Below are 23,791 nucleotides of genomic sequence, written 5' to 3'. Positions count from 1 at the left end.
ATACCTAAAAATTCATTAATTCGTTAACACCCTGTATCGTAAAGGCCAACCCAAACCTTCTAGTTGCCATTGCCTATCCACCGATATACCCAGCCATGCCATGATCTGAACGGGGAGATCTACCGTGTTGAATACTTCCCGAAAAAATGCGTCGTCTGGGTTTGGACATACATTAGGATCCAACATACTGCCTGTTTCCCATATAGGGTTCGTAAGAACCATATCCGAACGGCCTGCATTCTCCCCCCCATAGACCGATCCATACTTGGAGTAATCTGGCAGGATGGTTCCGCCGTGATCGATCTCCCGGTCGTTAGGCCAATAGCCCAACAAATTATCCCAATATTCGAAACCATCAATTTTATCTAGACCAGTCTTGCAGTAGTTTGCTGCTAAGTAATCTGCTGGCAATGCAACATCATAGAATTGCACATTATTTACAAAGAAATGTCCATTTAAGCCGTAATTAGATCCCTCGATCTTTCCAATGGTTAGCGGCTCGTCATTTCGCATCTCATCATTCCATAATCTTTCTCTTCTAAACTCAACTCCATCTAAATAACAAAACAGCGAATCGATCTCCCCGCATTCTTTATAGACATATGTATAGACTCGCCAGGGATTATTCTTCCGGATCTGATACCAATTTTCGCCGCCCCAAGCTGAATTTCCTTCAAAATTAACAGCCACATTTCCCCCACTGGAATTCATGCGGATATTCCACCCTGGACCGTTATTCACTCGTGGCCTTTTGGATAAGATTGTATGTCCGTCACCAGCATTTGGCCAAGTATCGTATATCATAAATTGAATGGTGTAAGAAGTTGTGTCACTTGATCTTGACCCCATATTAAACAGCGTCGCATCCTTCACTATGGCATTGTCTGTGCCCCCCGTACCGGAATACCAGGGGCTGAAATAATTATACCGAATTTCCGCTGCCTGCGGTTGAAGTAAGCTTGATGTCAACCGTGGACTATAAAGCAACGTAAAAGTATTTCGCTCTGGATCATCGTAAAAGTCTCCTTCTTCTTTGTCACCCGTATAAACGCCGCCGTAATTGGAGGTGACAATGACCAGCCAATTTTCCTTAGCAAAGTTCGGACGCTCCCGCAAGGCGTCTACCATCGCTCCAATCTGACCATCGACGATATGAATAGCCTCTATAACATTGGCTTTCGGTATACCAGCATCATCGTAAAAGCCTTCGGCACTCCCACTTTTCTGAACCCCTTCCAGTTGTGCAATCGAAATATCCGGAATTTCCTCCGACGTATTCGAAATCTGATCTATAAGCGCATCGGTAACGGCTGCATCATTTGTCAAGCGATCACCCCTATCCACATCTCCTTCCAAAGCGGAAACAATATGTTGATTCGCAGAAAACAAATTACTTGATATTTGTTTCGGGGATGTCTTTAGTAAGGATAAAAAAGTAGGCGTGGCGAGATCTTCAAGATCCTCTTTTGTTTCGCCTACCTCATGGGTGGTGACCCCCGTCAGTAAATTTGCCCAGCCTCGTTCGTTGGATATATTCGACAAGTTTGTCCGCGAATCGGCTAATCCTTCAAACGTATACATGGAATTATCGATCAAGCCCCGTATCCGCGGTGCCTGAGCGGTGTTAACCGCTTGCTGGACGGCTTTTCCCGCCGCCCCATCGACCAAGATCAACAAGACCTTCCCTTGTTGATAATTTGTACCGGATTCACCATAATCTTCTGTAAGCACACGTTCAAAGTTTTTATTACACGAGGAAAAGCAACATACAGTTAGCATGGCTAAACTGGTTATTTTCCCTATCGTCTTTAGCCCATTCATTAGTCTACAACTTTTCATTTTCATCATTCTTTAGGGTTATTTTTTAATCAAAATCTACTTCGATCATCACGACATTGTTCGCAGGTTCGCCATTGAAGCGGGAGAAGTTCCCCATTAAAAGCAAACCATTGCTTCCCGTGGTGGTTTGCGTTTCTACAGCCTGATACAGCTGTCCGATAAAGGTGCCCGGTACATTAAAACGCTGTGTCGAGGTCCCATCTTCATCAAGGATCAGAAATCCTGGACGTGCTACGCCGTCGTAACGTTGAAAGCTTCCCGAAATCACCACCTTACCCGAATTCAGTATCGTGGCAAAGTTGATACTTCCACCTGTAATTTCACGAGAAACAAAGGTTTCATCCAAAGAACCATCCGTATTCAATACCGCTATGCCTTGCCTAGGTTTGCCATCGAAGGTTGTGAATTTGCCGACGACGACGGCTTTATCCAAATTTTTATTATAACGCACCATGTTGATGGAACCATTCGCACCTGTCCCAATATTATTCATAAAAGATTCATCCACAGCACCGTCGGTTTTCAACCGCACAATATGGTTTGCGGGTACACCATCGAATTCGGTAAATTCACCAACGACTACCAGCCTATCATCTTGATCTAGGTAGGCATCGGTTATACCTGCACCACCGATGGGATTACCAGAACGATATCCGGGATCCAGGTTTCCGTTGCGTTCCATCCGGATGGCCGTTGCCACAGTATAATAGTTGTATATATTCTCTAGGATAGTCGATCTGCTGTAGTCTGCCTGTGCATACGTGTTGATATTCCCCACCGCAATTACTTTTCCATCCTGCGTGACGAAGGAACGGATAATGGGCTGAAGGGTACCACCATTAAAACGAGGTACCGGCCTCGTCGTTTCGGTCGAGCCTCCCCAGGGAACCACCTGCACCACCATGGTGTCTAAAGTTAAATTATTGTTCAAAATAGTGATATTATTCACCTCGGCATAGGTGGATGAGTTATCGGTACTCGTTACCTCATAACCATTAAAGGTTCCAGATAACAATATCTGCCCATCACTGAAATAAGACATGGCGGATAAGGTCTCTTGGTTCCTATCAAAGATGCCTCCTGTTCCGACAGCTAGCCGTAAGGGTCTTCTTACATTGTAGTATGTAGAAACCTGATTGGCAAGAACACCACGATTCGACACGTAAGCCAATTGTGTTCTAGGCTGTTCTTCCACGGTCGAAAAACCACCCAATAAATAATAGCTCCTTGCTTGTGTATTATGCTCTAAAAAATTCAATATTGCACCATTGACTCCCGATTTCAGTCCCCATTCCCGATCTTTTCGGACATTGCCTAAAACACTGAAGTTTGGCCCGTAGAATACTTGACCTTGGAGTAAAATATGAGTAATTCCAGAACTTACATTTTGGGGTATAATAATAGTAATCGTTGAATCTGTCGCCGTTTTGATTTCTACTTTTTCATCAGCAATAAAAAACTCAAAATCGTATTGATTCTGTTCGGGCTCCGCCCACGCCAATAATCCCTTCGCATGAAAAGTCACTTCATCTCCAGGGTAGGCTGCTTCTGGCGATGGCGTTCTATTAGATAAAGCGATGCCCAGGGGCTCGCGCCCTCCCTGATACGGATCTTCTCCTATCGTTTCTATCTCTGCATCACACGCGACCAAACAACAAGCCGAGAAACAGATCAGCCCTAAAAGTAATTTGTGTATGTTATGTGTTTTCATCTCTCTATTGGTTTTAAAAGTTTATTAACGCCCTTGTTCACTTTTGGGATCTATCCCCGCTGCAACAGCTTTACTGATAAACAGAGATTCATTAAAACCAAAGTAGTGGTCGATAAAGCGCAATACATGCACTACTCCATTGATGGGTTGAACATCAGATGTGGCGACATATGCATTAGTCAAATCGTTATTCACAAAATCGTTTACATAGGAATACAATAATTGTCGATAACCGGCATACTTAATTCCGTTAGCATCGTGATACACAATACCCATGTTCATAGGACGGCCGTTCAGTGAAACGTACGCTTGTCCCGGATAGGCATCCATGGCCACTGTATCCAACTGTGGGATATCCTTTGCCACGTAGCGATCTTTTACGATATAAAGCGAAAGGAATTCCTTCCACACTTCGGGTTTTACCTGCGTAATCTGCGAAACACTGTCTTTTCCTTCCATATTGTACCAATAATTATTCAGTTCCTCCATACTTCGTTGGATAGACCAATCAGTAGGGGCGAAAAATGTAATTTCATCACGATCAAAAACGTCCTCCATCTCTGCATAGTGAATCACTTCGACCAGATCTTTAAACAAATCAGGACGAGATTCCAAAAAATGCATTATCGTACCATTGTAGTATGGGTCGGCCGTACCACCATCATCGAGATAGCTCTTATCCTGACAGGATATAACACATACCTGGCAGATAAGCGCCAGCAATATGACCTTTAGACTATTAAATTGCTTTTTCATGCTACTACGTATGTTATTTCCAAAATAGATTATCTGTCATCTTTGTATTATTAATAAAGGCGTCCGGATGTATGGGCCAGGTCCAACCTCCCGCATTGAAATCAACACGAGACATGGGGTGATAGCTATAGTTGGGATCATGTATTTTACTTGTTCTGATCAAGTCGTAGAAGTAATGTCCTTCGCCAATAAGCTCCCGCACCCGTTCCCAATAAATATCATCTTTAAGGTCATCACCGGACGATGATCTTGAGGGAGCCCCAGCTCTTTCCCTCACTGTATTCAATATTTCAAGGGCCTTTCCATCATCTGTACCTAACTCAGCTAGCGCTTCCGCATACAATAAAAGGGCATCGGCATAACGAAACACAATCTGATTTCCGGAATTCGACGTGGGTGTTGTACCCGATACATCTGCGTTGAGGAACTTCACCATTTCTTTTGATGTACCATCAATTTGATAGATGTTCTCATCGAACCAGGCTTCCCGTCTATTATCCACCTCTTCGGGTGAATAAAGTTGTAGCAGAAATCTGGATTGGTAATAAAGTAAAGGCGTACTAATACCTAATCCTCTATATCGGTACGTGAATAAGTTAGAATAATTAGCATTCTGCGGAAAGGTTTCATTCGTATTGATATTTTGTACGATCTCAAAAAGAGTTTCCGCGGTACCGCCCCGAAAAATATCATTAGATCGGGCTAAATCCAACAGATAGTAGGTTCCTCCGTTATCTTCAATCAATGTACGACCTAAATTGGCAGTATTTTGGTAATAAGTTGTCGCTCTGGTTGCATCAAATCGCACCAACCACATGTTGATATGCATCATCAGCAAGAGCACAGCGCCCCGATTCGGGCGGATACCTGCTTTCGCCCCGGGTTGTGTCCAGGGGATATATTGATAATTCGGATCGGCATCTATAATGGTCTGCAAATCTGCCAAACAGCCCTGCAATACCTCTACCATATTTGACCGAGGAAGTGCTTCATAATTTTGGGCATTGGTGTAATAGGGTATGTCACCAAACACACGTGCCATGAAAAAATAGGTAAGGTTACGCATAAAGATGGCCTCCGAACGGTATGCTCGCTTATTTTGTTCGGAGAGTCCGGGTACATTATCAATGTTTTCAAGCAGTATATTTGCGGATTGTACCACTTTATAAAAGGTTTTCCAACGAGTGATATTGCTTCCCAAATAATTGTTCTGCTGACTAATCAATTGATTGAGGTTGTTGGCTACCAGATGCCGCACATAGTAATTGGCGTCAGTCCCATAAGGTACCACGGGCGCCGCACGTAACTCTCCTGTATTCACTATAAAGGCAGCTTCTCTCATCGTGGCATCACGAAAAAAACTATATAGACTTAAGGTAAAGGATTCAACACTCGCGTCATTTCCTTCAGTCCAGAATTCATCTCCCGAAAGCCTTTCGTCGCTTTTTACCCTCATGAGATCCTTACAGCCTGTAAAGTAACAGAGGGACAGTAGCAAAATCAAGTAGGATATATATTGTTTTATAACTTTCATCGTTCATTTAAATTAAGCAGATTAAAAATTGATGTTTATACCAACCGTGTACGTCCGGCTATTGGGATAACCACTAGAAAAGTCGTGACCTAATGAGTTTACACTTTCCGGGCTAATGCCGGAATACTTGGAAAAAGTATAGATATTATTGGCACTGGCCGTAATATTCACGCGCTCAATACCGCCCAGGAAACGCAAAACGTTACTGTTAAGTGCATACGCAAAGGAAATACCATTAATCTTAAAATACGAACCATCTTCCATAAATAGAGTCTGGTTTGCCCGGAACGGATCCATAATACTTACGCGGGTATAATCGTAAGGATTGGGATACTCGGCAATACGGTTATCAGGTGTCCAGAAATTGTAAGCTCGGATAGGAACAAGTACACCGTTTGCCGTTGCGTTAGTACCCTGTGGGTTATTAAAATATCCAAAACGCTGTGCGACCGACGCATTAATAATATCCCTCCGCAACGTGAAGGAGGTATTGATGTTCATAGACAGGGCTTTATACCGTAGGTTCATATTGATACCACCTGTCATGCGTGGTTGCGAATTTCCGACAATAGTCAAATCTTTTTCATCAATTATATAATCGCCGTTTATATCTACAAATATGGGATCGCCTGCCCTAAAATAAGCCAGTTCAGATTCAGCATCCACGCCCCCGACCCTTAATCGCCTGCCCGTTGCAGGATCAACGGGTACATCTTCATCATACGCATAAACTCCTTTATTGACGTAGAGGTAATGTGATAGTGCGTTTCCACCAAGTTTATTGACCACCTGCGCATTGTTGCTAATAATCTGTCTAACATCCCCCGGCAAGCTCGTAATGACATCCTGATTGAGTGCGAAAACAAAATTGGCGCTCAAGCTAAAGTCTCTTGATTGTTTAAATGGTGTGACCCCCACAGCCATTTCCAGACCATAATTTACAAGACTAACATCTGTACTTTTGATTCGATCAAAACTATTATGGTCTACCAAATCAATGTCACTTAGTTGATTATCAACCTGTCTGTAGTAAACCTCACCGGTAACAGTAACCATACGATCGAACATCGTCAAATCCAAGCCAAGATTCCAGGTGGTGGAGGTGACGGGGTCCAAATCGGGATTTGGCATCGTACTGAAATCGATGGGCGTAAAAGCTTCTCCGTTATAGGTATTCCCACTTGCATTAAGTAGATAAGACCCCCATACATCGTAAATACTTGCGTTATATCGCACGACTCGCCCCCAGGTAGTCCGAATAGCTCCGTAATTCAGAAAATCCATATTCTCCATAAAATTCTCCGCATAGAAGTTCCATTTGAAACCAAAGCTGGGGTTGATCGTTACCTTCATTTTAGAACCATACGCCGAATTTAATTCAGGACGAATAGAGGGATTAAATATATACTTATCGGCCCCCATCTGGCTGGCAATACCAAAAGAAGGGGCAAAGATAATAGCCACTGTATTGTTACTGCGTGATAATGTGGAGTAGCCACTCGATATGGAAGCGTCTTGCCCGATGGGACCCAAAACACCATTTGGCAAACCGCCCAACGTAATGCTGTTTCCTGTGCTATTCCGCATATCAATTTCTCCTCCAACCGTCAAACCTAGGTTAAGCATACTTACACGTGTGGCATAACTAGCACTGGATTTCAAATAGATATGAGACGAGGTAAAGTTCCGGGATTCCATGCGGGAACCACTCCGCGCTCGATTTTCAATCAAAATACCGGGGGTGAACACTTCTACGTCATCCGTTGAATAGTTAAAAGAAAATGTACTGTTCCAAGAAATGTTATATGGCAGTATGTAAGTCGTTTGCACATTGGCGTTATAGCCTATAGAAGTAGATTGATTATCAGTGGACAACGCTCCTAACACATCATTGGAAGCCGTGTATAAAGAGGGTGGCGGCAATAGAGATGATGCGTTTGCTCCGCCGGCGACCCCGGACTGACCGAGGGCATTACCGCTGCCCTTATTGCTCAATCCCAACGTGGAACCAGCTTGTGCCATAATCCTAAATTTCTCGAAAGGCTGGTATTCCATCAACATCGAGATGCCGTACCGTTCAAATCCTGTTTTCCGGATAATCCCTCGTTCCTGAAAATAATTTCCGTTCACATTGTAGTTAAAGGATCCGTCCCCTCCAGAAAAACGAACATTATGATCGTGGTCATACGTTGTTCGCATAAAGACATTTTGCCAATCCGTGTTATTGTTGTAATAGGGGTTTAAGCTATCCGATAGAATGGGGTTAGCATGAATGTCGTAGTAGCCGTGAAACCGCGATGTATCGTGACTAAGTAATTGGTAAATACGGGAGTCCCGTTCGGTCATTCCTACCATCACATCACGTAGGCGCGGCGGTGTGCTCATTTTGTATCGCCCGTTGTAATCTATCTTGGGTGTTGGCGAGTTTCCACGTTTCGTAGTGATGACAATTACGCCATAAGCACCTCGCGAACCATACTGTGCCGTTGCCTGCGCATCTTTTAACACCTGAATCGTCTCGATATTCTCAACGGGTATCATGGAAATCGGAGAGATACCGGAACCGTCCAATAATCCGGCCGCATTAAACTCTCCCACATCTTCTTGCGGTATGCCATCCACCACAAATAAGGGATTGGAGGAATTGAGAAATACATCGCCTCCACTGCTGGTCACACCAATATCAGAAATACCACGAATGGTGTATGTACCGGACATTCCCGGTGTACCGTTATTTAACTGGACGTTCATTCCCGCTACTCGCCCCTGCAGCAAGTCCATTACATTAGCAGCCGGTGTAGCCACCAGATCTTCTGCTTTGATGACCACTACGGAGGCTGTATTATCCGCAATCGTTTTTGTTGTATACCCCACCACTACCGTTTCCTCGATCTCGTTTTGTGCGGCCGTCAGTAATATTCTTCTATTCGGATTTTCCGATGTCGCAGTAAACGTATGTGAATCGTAACCAACCAACGAAACACGTATCCTTGACCCAGTAGGTGCCGATAGAGCAAAACGTCCCTGCGCATTGGTGGTTGTCGTACGCCCCCTCATGCGCTTTCCAGCTGCATCTTGATAAACATCGACGGTCACACCGACCAAAGAATCCTGTGAGTCTTTATCGATCACTACACCACGGATCGTGATATCCTGTGCTTCTGCCTGCATAAAACCCAGAAAAAATAACAAGGGTAGAAGATAGATTTTATTTTTTTTCATAAAACAAAACGTCCGTTTATAATATCGTATAGCTTTATTCATTTTCCCCAAATTTTAATTATCAGTCCGTACGCCATCGGTAAAGAGCGGTCCGTTGCCGTCGAATACAAAAATGATTTCCCAATTTCCTTCCTTGAAAATGGAAAAATCCAGTTCCATATAGGATTCTTCCCGAAATCCGGATAAACCCACCCGGTTATAGGCGAAGCGCACCCGTGCTCTATCGCCAGTAATATTAGTATACCTAGAGACTGCATTCAGCAACGGAATGGGGTAAGCGACGGTATATCGCACATATTCGGCGGTGCGCTCGATGTTGAAACCATGTACAAGGTTGCCCCAGTCCGTCAGGTTGAATTTGCTGGGGTCAATCGGTGTGTAATCCTCTTTAAAAAAACGAAAGGTGAGGGCTTTGGCTCCAGCCTCGGTGTCTTCGTTTTCTCGAAAATACACTTTTACATTCTCCGGCGTCAACAAAAATCCCTCGTTGGATGAACGAACGCCCTGCATCAGCGAAGGATGCACATATTCCTGGGTTTCTAATCCGGTTCTCAGATCTACATTATTCGGTTCATAAGCAACCTCCCGCGTCGGAATTAGACGCATCCGAGTCGTATAGGCGTACCCACCCGAATTAGTGGCAAGCACATCGAAGGTGTAACTCGAATCGGGCGAGCATAACACAAAAGAAGAGTTGGCATTCTCCCACACTATGAATTCACCGGAATGCTTCCGTACCTGAAAGAGCGGGCGGTACTCTGTGGTACGCTTCGATTCAATCTCCTGCAAAGAAGTTTCGGTGCCCAAATAAGGTGTTTTCCAAACCTTTACCGGAAAGTACTGCGTCAATTCGGGTGCATCGGAACCATCAAAACGCTTAACGTTCAAAATTTCAAAGGTAAAAGGGAGTGTTGAATTTCCTGCATTGAAATTATTACTCATCAGCGTCGTACGTCCAAGTTGAGGTCTGTATACCGTTTCGGTAAAAACAGACTCGGGGTCAAAAGCGTCCAAGCTTTCGGGTAAAAAGTGGTCTACACATGATCCAGAAAAGACCAGTATCGCGAGCGCCCCTATACCTTTATTTATCTTAATCATAAATGTATTCATTTCCGTAATTTTGAAAATTTGCAATTAATTTACTGAAGCCAAACTCATGTCCATTTGAAAGTACATGTATATACCCGTTGCTCGTCTGAATATTGATGACTTGGGTTTCACTCCTATCCCATCCTTCATCTAACAATGTGTAGTTTTTATCACTCAGTATCAAACGTCTTTTCCCCATATCCTCCAATCCGGACGCATACTGGCGTTCGAAGAGGATATGCATGAGATATCCAAATTTAAAATCTTGGGTATGCAGTCCGTTCGTATATTCGGACAAGGTCTTCATATCGAAGCTGCCCTCAAAAATATATCGACTCATTAAACTGTCCAATTGTAGACGATAGTCGTAGGGATGCTCGATAATAATAACGCTATCGGGGGTCGGACCTTCTTGTTCCTCGATTACTACAAAAGGTTCTATCAACAAATCCCGCAAGTACAAGTTCCTTCCTTTTTCCTTTGTTTCCCGATAATTGTTTAGCCGTAACATAGCTTCCTGAAAGCAAATATTGGGCACGGCGAAGATCGTTCTTTCTCCAGTTTCTTTCGCCAAAGAATCCCGTAACCCGGGGATACCATTGATTACAACTAACATGGAGTCGAAGTCTAGTCCACGATTCGGATTTCCTTGTTCCAGATAGTCCAAGACAGAACCATCGAAAACGGTTATTTCGTCGGCTTGGGGTACATCTGTAAAGTCGCTATCATAGTCTTTACAAGCGATGAGCAGGGATAACATACAACATATAGCCCCTATATATTTTAATACATTCATAATTATTTTTATTTCCAATAGCTGTTTTGTTCAATCAGTGTATTGGCTTGTAGCACTTCATTTGCAACAGGCCAATAGATCCCTCCTTTTTCGATCAAATCCAATAAGGCTGGATCGTCTTTCAATAATTTTTGCCGGCGTATCAAATCATACCAGCGCCATCCCTCTCCAATAAGCTCTTTTCGCCTCTCTTCGAATATGGCACGAAGAAGTTCCGTATCATTTTGTTCAAAATCCTTCAGATAGGATTTGTCTCTCAAACCTCTTGTACGCCGCACTGCATTATAGGGGGCGATTGCTTCTACCCCTCGGTTTAATGCAACCAACGCTTCGGCACGTAATAAGCTGATTTCTTCTAGACGCGTAAACACGAGTGCGGAACCAAAAACAGCATAGTCGCCGTCGGCGGTTACACCGTTCTTTACGACTTTTATTTTACTGAAAACAGGAATATCGGCATTCAAATTATACACATAATTCGTGTGATAGAGAAATGTTATCGTATCCACACCAAAACGTAGATCGTCCATGTCATCGAAGATAGAATATAAACTATCTTTCGTCACGTAAATATCCGGGTAGGCTTTTCGCACAAAGGGATATGACAATGTAAGCTGCTCGATATGACCTGTCTGTGTATTCTCTACCAGACGGTCACTCACTGCTGGAAAATTGAAAGCAATAATCTTTGAACCCCTCAAAGAGGCATTGGTTTCTGAGCTGAACAACCCTTCTGATGATGACAAAACCAGATTTTCGATCGGCGTAAAGTTGGCAGAAATATGCGTATTGTTATCCAATATAAATTTGGTATAGGTCTCTACATCGGCGTAATTCCCTTCCCAGGCTGAAATATGCGCGAGGCAGGCGTATACCCACAGTTTGTTGAAGACCATACCTCGCCATTCCTCTGGATTCCGGCCATAGTATTGATTGGAAGAAGTGCCAAATTCAAACGGTAAGGTAGGTAGCACCTCCAACAGTTCATTCTTCGCGTAATTCAGGACGGTTTGCGCATCTGTTTTCGGAAACTCGCGAAATGACCCATTGTCAAAGGACTTGGTGATCAAGGGTACATCGCCCCAGATGCGAACCATGTAAAAATAGTTGAAAGCCCGCAAAGCTCTTGCCTGTGCAATATCCAACTCCAAATTACTCTCTGAATAGGATCTGTCTTTGTCTACGATCTGTGGGGCGCGCTCTATATACACGGCAGCAGCATTGATGGCCGCATAAAAGCGCCGCCAATTGGCCAATTGTTCAAACACAGGATATGACCTGGACAGCTTGTTTTCCACTACGGCACGTAGCTGCGATTCGTTATATGCTCCCTTCGTAACGGTAAAGTCACCCGCCCGCAGGTCACCATTGATCCAATGTGCATTGTTTTCAACAAGTGCTGCCCGTGTCAATCCATAAATGCCCATCAGCGCCGCGCGAGCATCTTCTAACTTATTCCACTGCTGTTCTTCTGACGCTGCGTGGTACACATCAATATCTACTATTTTATTACAGGAAGCCGAAACCAACGCAAGCATACACAACCAAAACCTGCTCCTGTATTTATTTGACTTAAGACTGTTGCTCATTTTTTTCATTGTTTCAGATCTTTTAAAATTTATACCGAAGTCCCACACTCATCGAGAAAGGAATTTGAAAATGATAGCCCGTGTAATAACCGTTAAAATCTACCAATTCGGGATCGCCAGCGCTGAAATTGCTTAATGTCCATAGATTGTTGGCAACGAGGTAAACATATAGATCGCTCTTTTTCTCTTTAATTCTGTTACTATCGAAAGTGTATCCCACCGATACACTCCTTAATTTTAGATACGTTCCGTTTTCTAGAAAAAGATCCTGATCTTCTCGGTAGGAATTTATCTCGCTTTCGGGATGATAAATAGGATAATCGTCCTTTTGCTGGGTATTTTGCCAAAAGAAAATCTCCCTTAGCGATGAAACCGTATTTTGCTCGTCCATGTCGGAAAATCCATATCGACGTGCATCGTAGGTATTTAACGCATGATGCCCCAACGCAAAGAATAAGTGGAAATTGAAATCAAATTGTTTATATGTAAAATGATTGTTCGTTCCACCGGTCCACCTGGGCAACGCGTGTCCTTTCATCACTTTATCGTCATCGTTAATTTGGTTATCTTGGTTGATGTCGTTCCATTTGGCATCACCTTCCTGAAATATCAATCCCTCCATGGCCATTCCTGCTGGTATATCATTCTGGTAAATACCTTGATTTTCAAGCACCCAAAACTGATCTATGCCATAACCGACTTTTAGCTTCCGGTTGCCTATTACTAATTCGTCTCTGCTCTCAGGCAGGGCTTTTAAGGTATTCTTATTGTAGTTCAAGTTCCAAGATGTTGTCCATTTGAATCTGTCGGGATTATTCAAGATCACACCTTGTAGTGTAACATCTACCCCTTTGTTATTGACGTGCATGCCGGATAGATACTGAACGCTATATCCATATTCCTGCGGAACGGGCATTGCCATTAACATATCCTTATCGTCATTATTGTACAGGTCTACATGAACATGTAATCTATTTTGAAACAAAGAAGTCGCAACACCTAGATTGAGTTTATCTGCATAAGGCCAACCGATACCGTAAGAAGACCAACCCGATGCATAGGGTCTCGATAGTGTAGCAAAAGAATTATAAGATGGCATTGCCCACTGGTTTTCCCAGCTCATGTTATTGGCGGTGTAATTAGGTCCTAAGGCAAATCGGTCGCTTCCCAGTAACCGGCCTATTCTCGCCCAAGATAATGATAACGATAAATCCGACACCTGATTGTCGTCTATATCAAACTGGTTTTTCAAATTCCATCTCGCCGAAAAAGCGGGTGTAAACAGCCAACGCTGATCGGGTTGAATACCGGAATAGCCGTCATATTTCATTACCGCCAGTAGAGATAGATAGTCTTTATATTGATAATCAATATTGAAGCCTGACGATACCAACCTGCTCTGCTCTTTGTCTACGAAGTTATACGTTCTATATCCGCCGGAGCCTGTTGTTTTATACTTGTCGTTCGTTCCATCGTAGGCTCTGGTATAATTGTATCGATGCAGATCTGCGTTGTAGTTGGTCTCTAGTTGTAAACCTAAGGTATGATCGGTATTAAATGTAAAATGATAACCTGCATAGCCGCGAACAACAATCCGCCTATTGATACCCCAGAAATCGGAAATGTAACTGACCGACTCCATCAAGGTAGATGGCCAGAAAATATGACGTGTATCGACATTGTGATCATACAGCAACTCCGCTCCGACTTTCCACTGATCTTTATCATATCGCAGTTTTAGGTAGCCATTGATATAATTTATGGTATTCATATCGTCAGACTCGTCGTATAGCGTCAAAAAATTACTGTGCGCAGCCGGAGCGAGAGGATAAGTAAAGTCGGTATAATATTCTGTTTCGGCATAACGATCACGTTGGTTCTTGTTTCGTTTACGGGAGGTTAGCGTTCCGGCAATCATCGCATCCATCCAAAAGTTTTTCACCGGTTGCATGGTGACAAAGAAATTCAGATTGTGCTTCGTAAATTGCGTACTATCGGCAATACCTGAATTTTTGTTACTGGCCACGGTAAACAACAAACTTGCGTTTTCTCCTCCTCCTCGTAAACTGGCGTAGGCATCGTATTGCTGCGCTAATTTGTAATAGGTGGTTGGCCAATTCGCATTTCCGTAATAGTTCACATCGGATGGATCTTGAAGATAGGGCGGTTGCTGATCGACCCCAAAAGGAAGATTATAAGCATCATAGAACTGTTTACGGAAGCCATGTTCGTAAGTGGCGTTGGTAGGCCGAATGGTGGTCGGAGGGGTAACGACCCCATAGGAGGTCTGCAACGTGACTTTCTCTGGATTATTCCGCGTATTTACGGCATCGTTTGTTTGTATCCAGATAGCACCATTCGCAGCCAGTGGGCCAAGTTGTGCCAGTCTGGCGGGATCCTTTATGATTTCGACAGACAATATATTATTCATATCCACCCCCGACAACATGTTGTTGGCAGAACCAATGGGGTTCACGTCATGCTGCTTAATATCGTATACATACGGATGGCGTTGTGTTAACGGCATCCCATTGACATATACAGTGGGCTGCGTTGCGGCAAGATCGCGATTGGAAAAAATAGGGGAAGAAATACCTCTTAACAACATATGTTGTATGGTACCTGGCTCTCCATTATTCTCTTGTACATAAAGTCCTGCAATATTTCCTTTTAAATATTGTTGCACAGATACGTAAGGTGATTTTTGCAAATCTACCACATATAGCGTATCTCGTGAAGGACTGGTATCGTGCCACGGCGTCTTAGATTTACGGATGAGACCACTAATGGTGTCTAACGGACTGATACTGTCTGTAAGAATTGTATCCTGTACAGAAAACGGTTTAAACAGCCCATTAGATGCAAGATTTTCGGCACTGAAAACTTGATTGCCCAAACCGAGAAAACCAATAACCATTAGTGCTTTGCCTATCTTCTTCCGATGGTAGCAAGGAAATGTATACTTCATTCTCCTCATTTTAATAATAGGTTTATTTATATTAATTCTATTGTTTCACATCACTTATCCTTCTTACACATTTGTTAACCATAAAATATATTTTGCTTTATGGTTTATTGACTAGTTTTTTCCCCTCAGCAAATCTCCATCATTACGATCCCTCATGCTTCTGAAAATCCGAGCTATTTTTTTATGAGTACTTTAAAAATAGGACTACACCGTTACTTATAAATTCCTCAGATAAAATGTCAGATGATTTAATATTGGTTAAAACAAAATCAACAATTCAAAGATACAACGACCATGTGTTTGTCGTGAGGCATAAATCAATATTAAATGGGGGGTATTTTTATTTTTCTCTTCCTAGGGGCTCAAAAATAGACTTTTTGTCATCGCCGGCAAAAATAATTTCGACGTAAAAGATATCATTACCGGGGTTTTCGGATCATTTCATGTATATATGGGTTTGTTACCTTTTACTATATTCCCCCTTATAAATTATGGATTTGCCCCCCTCATAGTCAAAAAAACAATGCGTTTATCCCACTACCCTCCGCTTCGCCAAAAATTGATCATACGTGTAGGCGTTATAAGGCAATATCTTCTGTGCCGCGTACTTTGCTACAAAACTGACAATCAAAATAGGGATAAACAGTTCAAACCCATTAGACACCAATCCGCACACTAAAAAAAGAGCGGTAAATGGCGCATAAATAGAAGCCGACAATGTGGCCGCAGCTCCCGCGAGTGCGAAATTGAAAAGAACGAGATCAGTACCGAAGTACGTATTGCAACCTATGGCGAATCCCAACCCTAATAAGGCGCCTGCGACGATACTGGGTGCAAAAACACCTCCATCTCCTCCAGCACCTAAGGTTAGGGAAGCTGCAAGAGGCTTCAACAGAGCGATAACAAGAAGTATTCCGAAAGATAGCTCTCCGCCTGTCATTGCGGTATGGATCAACTCCTTCAGTCCGTGATAGCTATCACCGTAAAGCAACGGAAAACAAAAAATCAGGCTCCCGACAATTAGTGCACCGAGATTAACGCGTATAAAATTGTTATTGATTCGCGAAAAAAAAGTTTTAATACGCGTTACCAACAACGTAAAATAGATAGACAACAGTCCGCACAACACGCTTAGTACAATAAAAAAAGGTAAAGCAGCCGTATACCAATCTTGAATGACATAGGTGAAAAACGGACGATTATCAAAAAAGTAAACAAATGTGCCCGCGACGACCGCAGCTGTTGTGCATGCTAAAACGAGGGTTTTACTGACTTTTCTGGCGATCACTTCCATGGCAAAAAGCCAACCTGCAAACGGGCTTCCGAACAATACGGCTACACCGGCCGTTACCCCCGCACAGATCAATTCCCGTTTGTACATCTTAGCGGCAAATTCCTTTTCATAAACGGCATTGCCGATGGATGCCGTAGCCACCACCGTAGATACCTCCACACCAGTCGATCCCCCAAAAACGACCGTTAAAAAACCATTGATATAATGGGAAGGTATCTTAAATAATGGGAGATGATCCTTTCTGTCGTCCAGCGTTTTGAAAATTTCGGTGAGGCCTTTATTCTTGCGGTTGTGGAACAACCATTTGCGTAAAAAATAAATCGCGGTAATGCCTATACTCGGGAACAAAAGGAAAAGCCAGATATTTGTATTGAAAATCCATTCCAACGCTGTTATTTCCAGCCATTCTGTAGCATGCTTTAGTGTGTAGGCCAATAAACAACACACCAAAGCTATCCCCATGGAAACGATTGCAAGTTTCCAATAATGCTGTTTGATAATCTTATTTCTGTCCATTTTGCGACAAAGGAAGCAATAAATGTAGACTATACCACATCTATTTGAAAAAAGCTTTCCGGTATGTTGGAAAGCTTTTCAGATTATTAATTGAATTGTAATGATGCCGGACCAAATTCTTCAAAATGTATGGCTTCCGTCGCCACTCCCTTTTCTCGCAGATAGGTGTAGTGTTTGGTAATAAAAGGAGACGGGCCACAGATATAGTAAGCTGCGTTGTCTAGTAAGACGTCTTTTTCGATCTCTCCTAAATCGACCATGCCAGCATGTGCATTATCCAACCCATGCTGTACATTCTCGTAAAAGATATGCCGCTTCACTTGGTTATGAACGGCTCCCAATTCTGCTATACGGTCTTTGAAGGCATGTACGGCCTCATTCCGGCAACCATGGACCCAAGTGATTGGAAATCCAGCTACATCTTTCGAAACTAGACTTTCCAACATAGCCATTAAAGGAGTCTGCCCAACGCCACCGCTAATAAATACTTTTGGTCTTGCCTGTTCTTCCTCTTTTAATACAAATGTCCCCGCCGGCGCGGTGAGCTCTACCGTATCTCCCTCGTTCACATGATCATGTAATCGATTACTGATCATTCCATCTGCATGCTGTGGCTTCCGTTCGCGTTTTACCGAAATACGGTAGTAGCCGTGATTTGGTGCACAAGAAATACTGTACTGGCGCGGTTGTAGCAAGTTAAGCTCGGGAAGAAACAAGCGTAAACTGATATATTGCCCGGCTAGGTATTTCGATACCTCGCCCCCATCCGTCGGATAAAGGTAGAAAGATGTTATTTCTTCGCTTTCTTTTACTTTCCGCTTCACGGTGAAAGGTCGCCATCCGCTCCATCCACCACGTTGGTTGGTTTGCACATCGTATAGCTTCTGCTCATGGCCACTCATAAGGCTCGCTAGCTGCTGGTATGCCTGTGTCCACGCCTCCAACAATTCGGGTGTGGCAGCGTCTCCCAATACTTCTGCAATAGAAGCGATGAGATGCCGGCCTACAATTGCATAATGTTCGGGACGAATATCCAAACTGGTGTGCTTATGCCCTATACTATCTACGACCGGTAGCAATACAGAAGGATTTTCGATATGCTCCGCATAAGCCAATACCGCCATCGCCAATGCTTGCTGTTGTTTGTTGTTCTTCTGGTTTCCCATATTGAAGATATGCTTCAACTCAGGATTATGGGTAAACATGCGTTGGTAGAAGTGAGAGGTTAACGCAACGCCGTGTTCACGCAAGATAGGAACGGTGCCTGAAATCAACTGCTTTTGTTCTGTTGTCATTATATGATGATATTAATAAAAGACAAAAATGTCTTTTATAGGGTTAAAAAAAATCACTTGTTTAAAGTCAATACACCTTGGATCAATTTCTCATTAAACTGTCCGATAGTTGTCTTGTGTAGCATGATATTGAGCCGAGCACGAATCTCTTTGAAATCATCGTGCAATGGACAAGGATTTTCCTGGGAGCAATAGCTCAATCCCATGCCGCATCCATTTAGAAACCGTGTGCCTTCGATAGCGATTACGATATCGGCCAGAGGTCTTTTTAATCCATCAGGCTCAATATAAAATCCGCCCTGTGGCCCCTTTGTAGACTGAATAAGGCCTTCTTTGCTTAGATTTTGTAAGATTTTCCCTAAAAAGTGCGCTGGGGAATTGATTCTATCTGCTACCTCTTTAATCCCTACCTTTCTCCCATCGCTGGATTGTGCCGCAATATACATCACAGCCCGCAAGGCGTATTCGCATGTCTTAGAAAAAAAACCCATCAATGATATCCAAAACAGTTTCCACAGGCAAAACTACAAAACAAATAATAAAAGACAAAAATACCTTTTATTTACTTTTAAAAACCAATAGTTGCTCCGTTCGGAATAATTGCATCGCGCTTGACAACCACGATGCCATCACGTATAGCATAGTTTTGAAAATCACCATCAGGTAAATTCGATCCACCTTTTATGCGCACATCATTCCCAATTCGGCAATTTTTATCGAGGATAGCATTCTCAATATAACATCGTTCGCCTACACCTATCGGAGGAGGCTGCTGGGTGTTACCCAACGTGAGCACTTCTTCCAGTTGTTCGTAATGATCGCCCCCCATCATATACGTTGCTTTAATGACAGTGCCTTTACCGATTCTGGAGCGTACACCGATCACCGAGCGTTCCAACTTATCACCATTCAGGATACAGCCGTCGGCAACGATAGTATGGTTTAGTGTCGTTCCGGAGATTTTGGAAGGCGGCAACATCCGTGCACGGGTGAAAACAGGTTCGTCGAATAAGTTGAAGTCCGGCACATCATCCGTCAATCCGATATTGGCATCAAAGAAGGAACGAATGGTACCGATATCTGTCCAATATCCGTCAAATTGGTAGCTAAGCACTTTTAGACTTTCGATGGCATCTGGAATAATCTCCTTTCCGAAATCCATTCCGGGATTCTCGGTGAGCATCTTACGCAATACATTTTTGGAGAACACGTAAATTCCCATCGATGCCAGATAAAGCCTTCCACGTCGTTGCATATCTTCTGAGACCTCCGACGACCACTTTAACACTTCTTCGCTATCTGGCTTTTCGGTAAATGACGTAATCTCATTCTCTTCGTTTGCTTTTAAAATCCCGAAGGCTGTGGCATCTTTCGAATTGACCGGAATGGTCGCGATGGTAACATCGCCCCCGTTTTCCACATGGAAATCGATAATCGACGAATAATCCATTTGATAAAGTTGATCGCCTGATAATATCAAGACATAATCATAGTCAACGTTGTATAAATAACGTTGCGTGCGGCGGACAGCATCTGCTGTGCCTTCATACCAGCGATCCCCTTCGATAGTCTGTTCAGCGGCCAGGATATCCACAAAACCTTTACTAAAAATGCTAAAATTGTAGGAGTTTTTGATGTGCTGATTTAACGACGCCGAATTAAACTGTGTTAAGACGAAGATCTTGTTATAGCCGGAATTCAGACAATTGGAGATGGGAATATCGACTAAACGATATTTTCCGGCAATAGGAACTGCTGGCTTAGAGCGCTGTTCTGTCAATGGAAAAAGGCGTGTTCCGCGTCCTCCTCCCAATACAATCGATACTACTTTGTGTGCCATATCATTACATTTATAACCGGTTATACAAATCGATATACTGTTGAGCGGATTTATCCCAAGAAAAATCCAACTTCATTTCCTTTCTTCGAACCCTTTGCATTTTTCCACGTTGTCCGATATAATCTAAGGCTCGCTCGATGGCCGAAACCGCATCTTCCAGAACAGCGTTCTGGAAGACGAAGCCATAACCGTTCTTCTCGCTTACATCCCGCACCGTGTCTTTTAGTCCACCTATGCCACGAACCACCGGAATAGTGCCGTATTTCATCGCATACAATTGATTTAATCCACAGGGCTCGACTCGCGATGGCATCAAAATCATATCTGCTGCGGCATATACTTCGTGTGCCAACCCTTCATTATAACCAAAGAATGTCGCTAAACGACCGGGATATGCGGCTAGTAAAGCTTGTAAATTAGCTTGAATCTGGACATCGCCTGAACCTAGTATAAATATACTTATTTTATTTTCTGTATTCGAAAAAATAGTTGCCACAATTTCCGGAAGCAAATCTGCCCCTTTCTCTACTGCAAAACGCCCGATATATGTCAACAAAGGCAACCTATCATCTAAACCGTACTTTTCACAGAATGCTTTCTTATTTTTCATTTTCCCTTCTTTGCTCGAATCGACATCGTAATTTACCGCGATCAATTTATCTTCTGCGGGATTCCAGTAGACGTCGTCGATACCGTTGACTATACCATAGCCTTTCGCTGCTTCCGAAGAGAATAAGCTTTCCAATCCATTCGCCTGCGTGTATAATTCTTGCAGATAGCCGGTACTAACGGTGGTAAAAGCATCGCAGCACTTAATTGCTGTCGCTAAAGGATTAATAAGACCATCCCAATCCAACAACCCCCATTTCCAGGTGTCAAAGGGAGGTAGTAGGATACCCTTATTCCAGCTCATCCAGCCTTGATATTGACCATTATGTACGGTGAACACCGTTTTTACAGATGCAAACATCTCAAAACCATCCGCATACTTCGTTAAGAACGGGATCAAACCTACATGGTGGTCATGACAGTTAATGACATCGGGCATAATCCGACTGCTCTTTAACCAGTGTAAAAAAGCATGTTGGAAAGCAATCCATTGCTCGGCTTCATCGGGATAACAATATACGTCTTCCCGATCTAATTTACCCGGAATATGGATCAAATATAAGGGGAAGCCTAAGCTATCCGCGGTTTCCTTCCTTATTTCATATTGCAATTCTTCTGAACCCTGAAAAAAGGAACCTTTTGCAACGGTCGAAAAGTCGTGTTCCTGTGTAAACGGCTTATCGTAGTACGGACATACCACCCAGGCATCCATGCCGAGCTTACGTTGGTATCGGGGCAGTGCCCCTACCACATCGGCCAACCCACCCACTTTTGCCAGCGGAAAACATTCCACACTTAAATGTATTACATGCATATTAAACTTGTTTAAGGACTAACCCGCCTAGTGGCGGCAATTTAAGTGTGATGGAAGCTGCATAGCCCATCCAGTCTATTTCTTGGGAATGCGCTGTTTGTTGCGACACCCCGCTTCCGTAATAGGATGTATCGTCTGAATTAAGGATCACCTCCCAAGAACCGGCGGCCGGAACGCCGAGACGATAGTCCCGAACAAGCGGTGTAAGATTAAGTACAACCAATAGCAGATCGGAAACGGTATTCCCGCGACGTAAATAAGCAAACACACTATTTTCCTTGTCGCCGAATTCGATCCACTGAAAACCCTCGGGACTAAAGCCGCGCTCATATAACGCGGGCTCTGCCCGATACAACAGGTTAAGGTCTTTCACAAATTGTTGTATACCTCGGTGTGGTTCGAATTGTGTGAGATGCCAATCGAGCGACTGGTTGACGTTCCATTCGGCTGTTTGCCCAAACTCTCCGCCCATAAATAACAGCTTCGTTCCTACGAAGGTATACATATAAAGATAGAGCGCGCGTAGGTTTGCAAACTTCTGCCATTCATCCCCTGGCATTTTATAAATAAGCGATTGCTTACCATGTACCACTTCATCGTGTGATAAAGGGAGCATAAAGTTCTCATGGAAACCATACACGGTTCCAAACGTCATCTTATCGTGATGATAACGGCGGTTGATGGGATCTTCCTTAAAATAGTTCAACGTATCGTGCATCCAGCCCATCATCCATTTCATCCCAAAACCCAATCCATTCTCAAATGTTGGCCTGCTTACCCCTGGCCAAGAGGTTGACTCCTCCGCTATCGTCTGCACATCCGGAAAATGGGCATATACCGCCTCATTCAATTCCTTCAGAAAATGAACGGCCTCTAAATTTTCCCTTCCGCCGTATTCGTTCGGTATCCATTGCCCTTCCTCGCGGGAATAGTCCAGATAAAGCATAGAGGCTACAGCATCTACGCGTAAACCGTCGATATGATACCGATCTAACCAAAAAAAAGCATTCGAAATCAAGAAAGAACGCACTTCATTTCGTCCATAATTAAAAATATACGATTTCCAATCGGGATGAAATCCTTTGCGCGGGTCTTCGTGTTCAAAAAGATGGGAGCCATCAAACTTATATAAGCCGTGGGCATCTCCCGGAAAATGGGATGGCACCCAATCTAAAATAACACCAATATTATTTTTATGTAGGCTTTCGATAAGGCACATCAAATCTTGGGGACTTCCATAACGGGAGGATGCGGCAAAATAACCCGTAATCTGGTATCCCCAGGAAGGATAAAAAGGATGCTCCATGATGGGCATAAACTCCACATGTGTAAATGCCATTTCTGTAAGGTAAGGAACCAATTTATCGGCAACCTCCCGATAGTTCAGAAAACGTTCGGGATTGGAGGGGTCGCGCGACCAAGACCCAATGTGCATCTCGTATACTGAAAAAGGTCTATCGAGCGCGTTGTGCTGTTGTCTTTCGCGCATCCACGCCTCGTCCGACCATTGGAACCACGTAGTACCGACTATCGAGGCGGTGTGCGGTGGTTGTTCGTTCACCAACGCAAATGGATCTGCCTTTTCGAGATGTTCACCGGTATTCGAATGGATATGGTACTTGTATACCTCTCCTAATTCCAATCCTTCAATAAATCCCTCCCAAATACCACTACTGTCCCAGCGAACATATAACGAGTGGCTATACGGATTCCATCCGTTGAAGTTACCAACGACGGAAACCGATGCTGCATTGGGTGCCCAGACAGCAAAGTGAACGCCTTCCTTACCCTGGTACGTCACGGTGTGCGAACCGAATTTCTCGTACAATTTAAAGTGCCTCCCGGCACGAAATAAGCTGATATCGAAATCCGTAAATAACGAGTGTACCTCTACTGCCTGCCGCATAACCTAAGTTGTT

Annotated in this window: 15 protein-coding genes; all 15 read right to left on the bottom strand. The window is 43.5% G+C overall.

Annotation, left to right across the window (positions count from 1 at the left end):
• Positions 1 to 15: 15 nt before the first annotated feature.
• Positions 16 to 1,848 (bottom strand): DUF4983 domain-containing protein, encoded by a 1,833-nt coding sequence (locus LKO28_RS12420; RefSeq protein ID WP_227695220.1) that lies wholly within the window; start codon positions 1,846 to 1,848, stop codon positions 16 to 18.
• 16 nt (positions 1,849 to 1,864) lie between these two features.
• Complete coding sequence (locus LKO28_RS12415) at positions 1,865 to 3,550, bottom strand: DUF5124 domain-containing protein (RefSeq protein ID WP_227695219.1); 1,686 nt, start codon at positions 3,548 to 3,550, stop codon at positions 1,865 to 1,867.
• Between the two features lie 24 nt (positions 3,551 to 3,574).
• Entirely contained in the window at positions 3,575 to 4,306 is a 732-nt protein-coding gene (locus LKO28_RS12410; RefSeq protein ID WP_227695218.1) for a fasciclin domain-containing protein, read from the bottom strand.
• A 13-nt stretch (positions 4,307 to 4,319) separates the two neighbouring features.
• Positions 4,320 to 5,840, bottom strand: a complete 1,521-nt coding sequence (locus LKO28_RS12405) for a RagB/SusD family nutrient uptake outer membrane protein (protein ID WP_227695217.1) — start codon at positions 5,838 to 5,840, stop codon at positions 4,320 to 4,322.
• Positions 5,841 to 5,861: 21 nt separating this feature from the next.
• Complete coding sequence (locus LKO28_RS12400) at positions 5,862 to 9,062, bottom strand: SusC/RagA family TonB-linked outer membrane protein (RefSeq protein ID WP_227695216.1); 3,201 nt, start codon at positions 9,060 to 9,062, stop codon at positions 5,862 to 5,864.
• A 54-nt stretch (positions 9,063 to 9,116) separates the two neighbouring features.
• Positions 9,117 to 10,172: a DUF5007 domain-containing protein gene (locus LKO28_RS12395; protein WP_227695215.1), complete on the bottom strand. Its 1,056-nt coding sequence runs from the start codon at positions 10,170 to 10,172 to the stop codon at positions 9,117 to 9,119.
• Entirely contained in the window at positions 10,153 to 10,947 is a 795-nt protein-coding gene (locus tag LKO28_RS12390; protein ID WP_227695214.1) for a hypothetical protein, read from the bottom strand. Before LKO28_RS12390 ends, LKO28_RS12395 begins: the two co-directional genes overlap by 20 nt.
• Positions 10,948 to 10,955: 8 nt before the next feature.
• Positions 10,956 to 12,536 carry a RagB/SusD family nutrient uptake outer membrane protein gene (locus LKO28_RS12385; RefSeq protein WP_227695212.1) on the bottom strand — a complete coding sequence of 527 codons (1,581 nt, stop codon included), beginning with the start codon at positions 12,534 to 12,536 and terminating at the stop codon, positions 10,956 to 10,958.
• Positions 12,537 to 12,558: 22 nt separating this feature from the next.
• Complete coding sequence (locus LKO28_RS12380; RefSeq protein WP_227695210.1) at positions 12,559 to 15,504, bottom strand: SusC/RagA family TonB-linked outer membrane protein; 2,946 nt, start codon at positions 15,502 to 15,504, stop codon at positions 12,559 to 12,561.
• A 529-nt stretch (positions 15,505 to 16,033) separates the two neighbouring features.
• Complete coding sequence (locus LKO28_RS12375; protein WP_227695208.1) at positions 16,034 to 17,314, bottom strand: chloride channel protein; 1,281 nt, start codon at positions 17,312 to 17,314, stop codon at positions 16,034 to 16,036.
• An 86-nt stretch (positions 17,315 to 17,400) separates the two neighbouring features.
• Entirely contained in the window at positions 17,401 to 18,609 is a 1,209-nt protein-coding gene (gene hmpA, locus LKO28_RS12370) for an NO-inducible flavohemoprotein (RefSeq protein ID WP_227695206.1), read from the bottom strand.
• 53 nt (positions 18,610 to 18,662) lie between these two features.
• Positions 18,663 to 19,100 (bottom strand): RrF2 family transcriptional regulator, encoded by a 438-nt coding sequence (locus LKO28_RS12365; protein WP_227695205.1) that lies wholly within the window; start codon positions 19,098 to 19,100, stop codon positions 18,663 to 18,665.
• A 77-nt stretch (positions 19,101 to 19,177) separates the two neighbouring features.
• Positions 19,178 to 20,449, bottom strand: coding sequence for a glucose-1-phosphate adenylyltransferase (locus LKO28_RS12360; RefSeq protein WP_227695204.1), 1,272 nt, complete (start codon positions 20,447 to 20,449; stop codon positions 19,178 to 19,180).
• Between the two features lie 10 nt (positions 20,450 to 20,459).
• Positions 20,460 to 21,872: a glycogen synthase gene (locus tag LKO28_RS12355; RefSeq protein WP_227695203.1), complete on the bottom strand. Its 1,413-nt coding sequence runs from the start codon at positions 21,870 to 21,872 to the stop codon at positions 20,460 to 20,462.
• Between the two features lies 1 nt (position 21,873).
• Positions 21,874 to 23,778 (bottom strand): 1,4-alpha-glucan branching protein GlgB, encoded by a 1,905-nt coding sequence (gene glgB, locus LKO28_RS12350; RefSeq protein WP_227695202.1) that lies wholly within the window; start codon positions 23,776 to 23,778, stop codon positions 21,874 to 21,876.
• Positions 23,779 to 23,791: the final 13 nt, after the last annotated feature.

It is taken from the genome of Sphingobacterium sp. FBM7-1, from assembly GCF_020687765.1.
Lineage (GTDB): Bacteria > Bacteroidota > Bacteroidia > Sphingobacteriales > Sphingobacteriaceae > Sphingobacterium.
Note: the sequence above shows the minus strand (reverse complement) of the source record. Positions and strands in the feature narration are given on the sequence as shown.

What these genes read in the sequence shown, in the direction of transcription:
- LKO28_RS12410 (WP_227695218.1), bottom strand. Translation starts at nt 4,306, where the DNA reads ATGAAAAAGCAATTTAATAGTCTAAAGGTCATATTGCTGGCGCTTATC.
- LKO28_RS12405 (WP_227695217.1), bottom strand. Translation starts at nt 5,840, where the DNA reads ATGAAAGTTATAAAACAATATATATCCTACTTGATTTTGCTACTGTCC.
- LKO28_RS12355 (WP_227695203.1), bottom strand. Translation starts at nt 21,872, where the DNA reads ATGCATGTAATACATTTAAGTGTGGAATGTTTTCCGCTGGCAAAAGTG.
- LKO28_RS12420 (WP_227695220.1), bottom strand. Translation starts at nt 1,848, where the DNA reads ATGATGAAAATGAAAAGTTGTAGACTAATGAATGGGCTAAAGACGATA.
- LKO28_RS12385 (WP_227695212.1), bottom strand. Translation starts at nt 12,536, where the DNA reads ATGAGCAACAGTCTTAAGTCAAATAAATACAGGAGCAGGTTTTGGTTG.
- hmpA (WP_227695206.1), bottom strand. Translation starts at nt 18,609, where the DNA reads ATGACAACAGAACAAAAGCAGTTGATTTCAGGCACCGTTCCTATCTTG.
- LKO28_RS12395 (WP_227695215.1), bottom strand. Translation starts at nt 10,172, where the DNA reads ATGAATACATTTATGATTAAGATAAATAAAGGTATAGGGGCGCTCGCG.
- LKO28_RS12380 (WP_227695210.1), bottom strand. Translation starts at nt 15,504, where the DNA reads ATGAAGTATACATTTCCTTGCTACCATCGGAAGAAGATAGGCAAAGCA.
- glgB (WP_227695202.1), bottom strand. Translation starts at nt 23,778, where the DNA reads ATGCGGCAGGCAGTAGAGGTACACTCGTTATTTACGGATTTCGATATC.
- LKO28_RS12365 (WP_227695205.1), bottom strand. Translation starts at nt 19,100, where the DNA reads ATGGGTTTTTTTTCTAAGACATGCGAATACGCCTTGCGGGCTGTGATG.
- LKO28_RS12400 (WP_227695216.1), bottom strand. Translation starts at nt 9,062, where the DNA reads ATGAAAAAAAATAAAATCTATCTTCTACCCTTGTTATTTTTTCTGGGT.
- LKO28_RS12415 (WP_227695219.1), bottom strand. Translation starts at nt 3,550, where the DNA reads ATGAAAACACATAACATACACAAATTACTTTTAGGGCTGATCTGTTTC.
- LKO28_RS12390 (WP_227695214.1), bottom strand. Translation starts at nt 10,947, where the DNA reads ATGAATGTATTAAAATATATAGGGGCTATATGTTGTATGTTATCCCTG.
- LKO28_RS12360 (WP_227695204.1), bottom strand. Translation starts at nt 20,449, where the DNA reads ATGGCACACAAAGTAGTATCGATTGTATTGGGAGGAGGACGCGGAACA.
- LKO28_RS12375 (WP_227695208.1), bottom strand. Translation starts at nt 17,314, where the DNA reads ATGGACAGAAATAAGATTATCAAACAGCATTATTGGAAACTTGCAATC.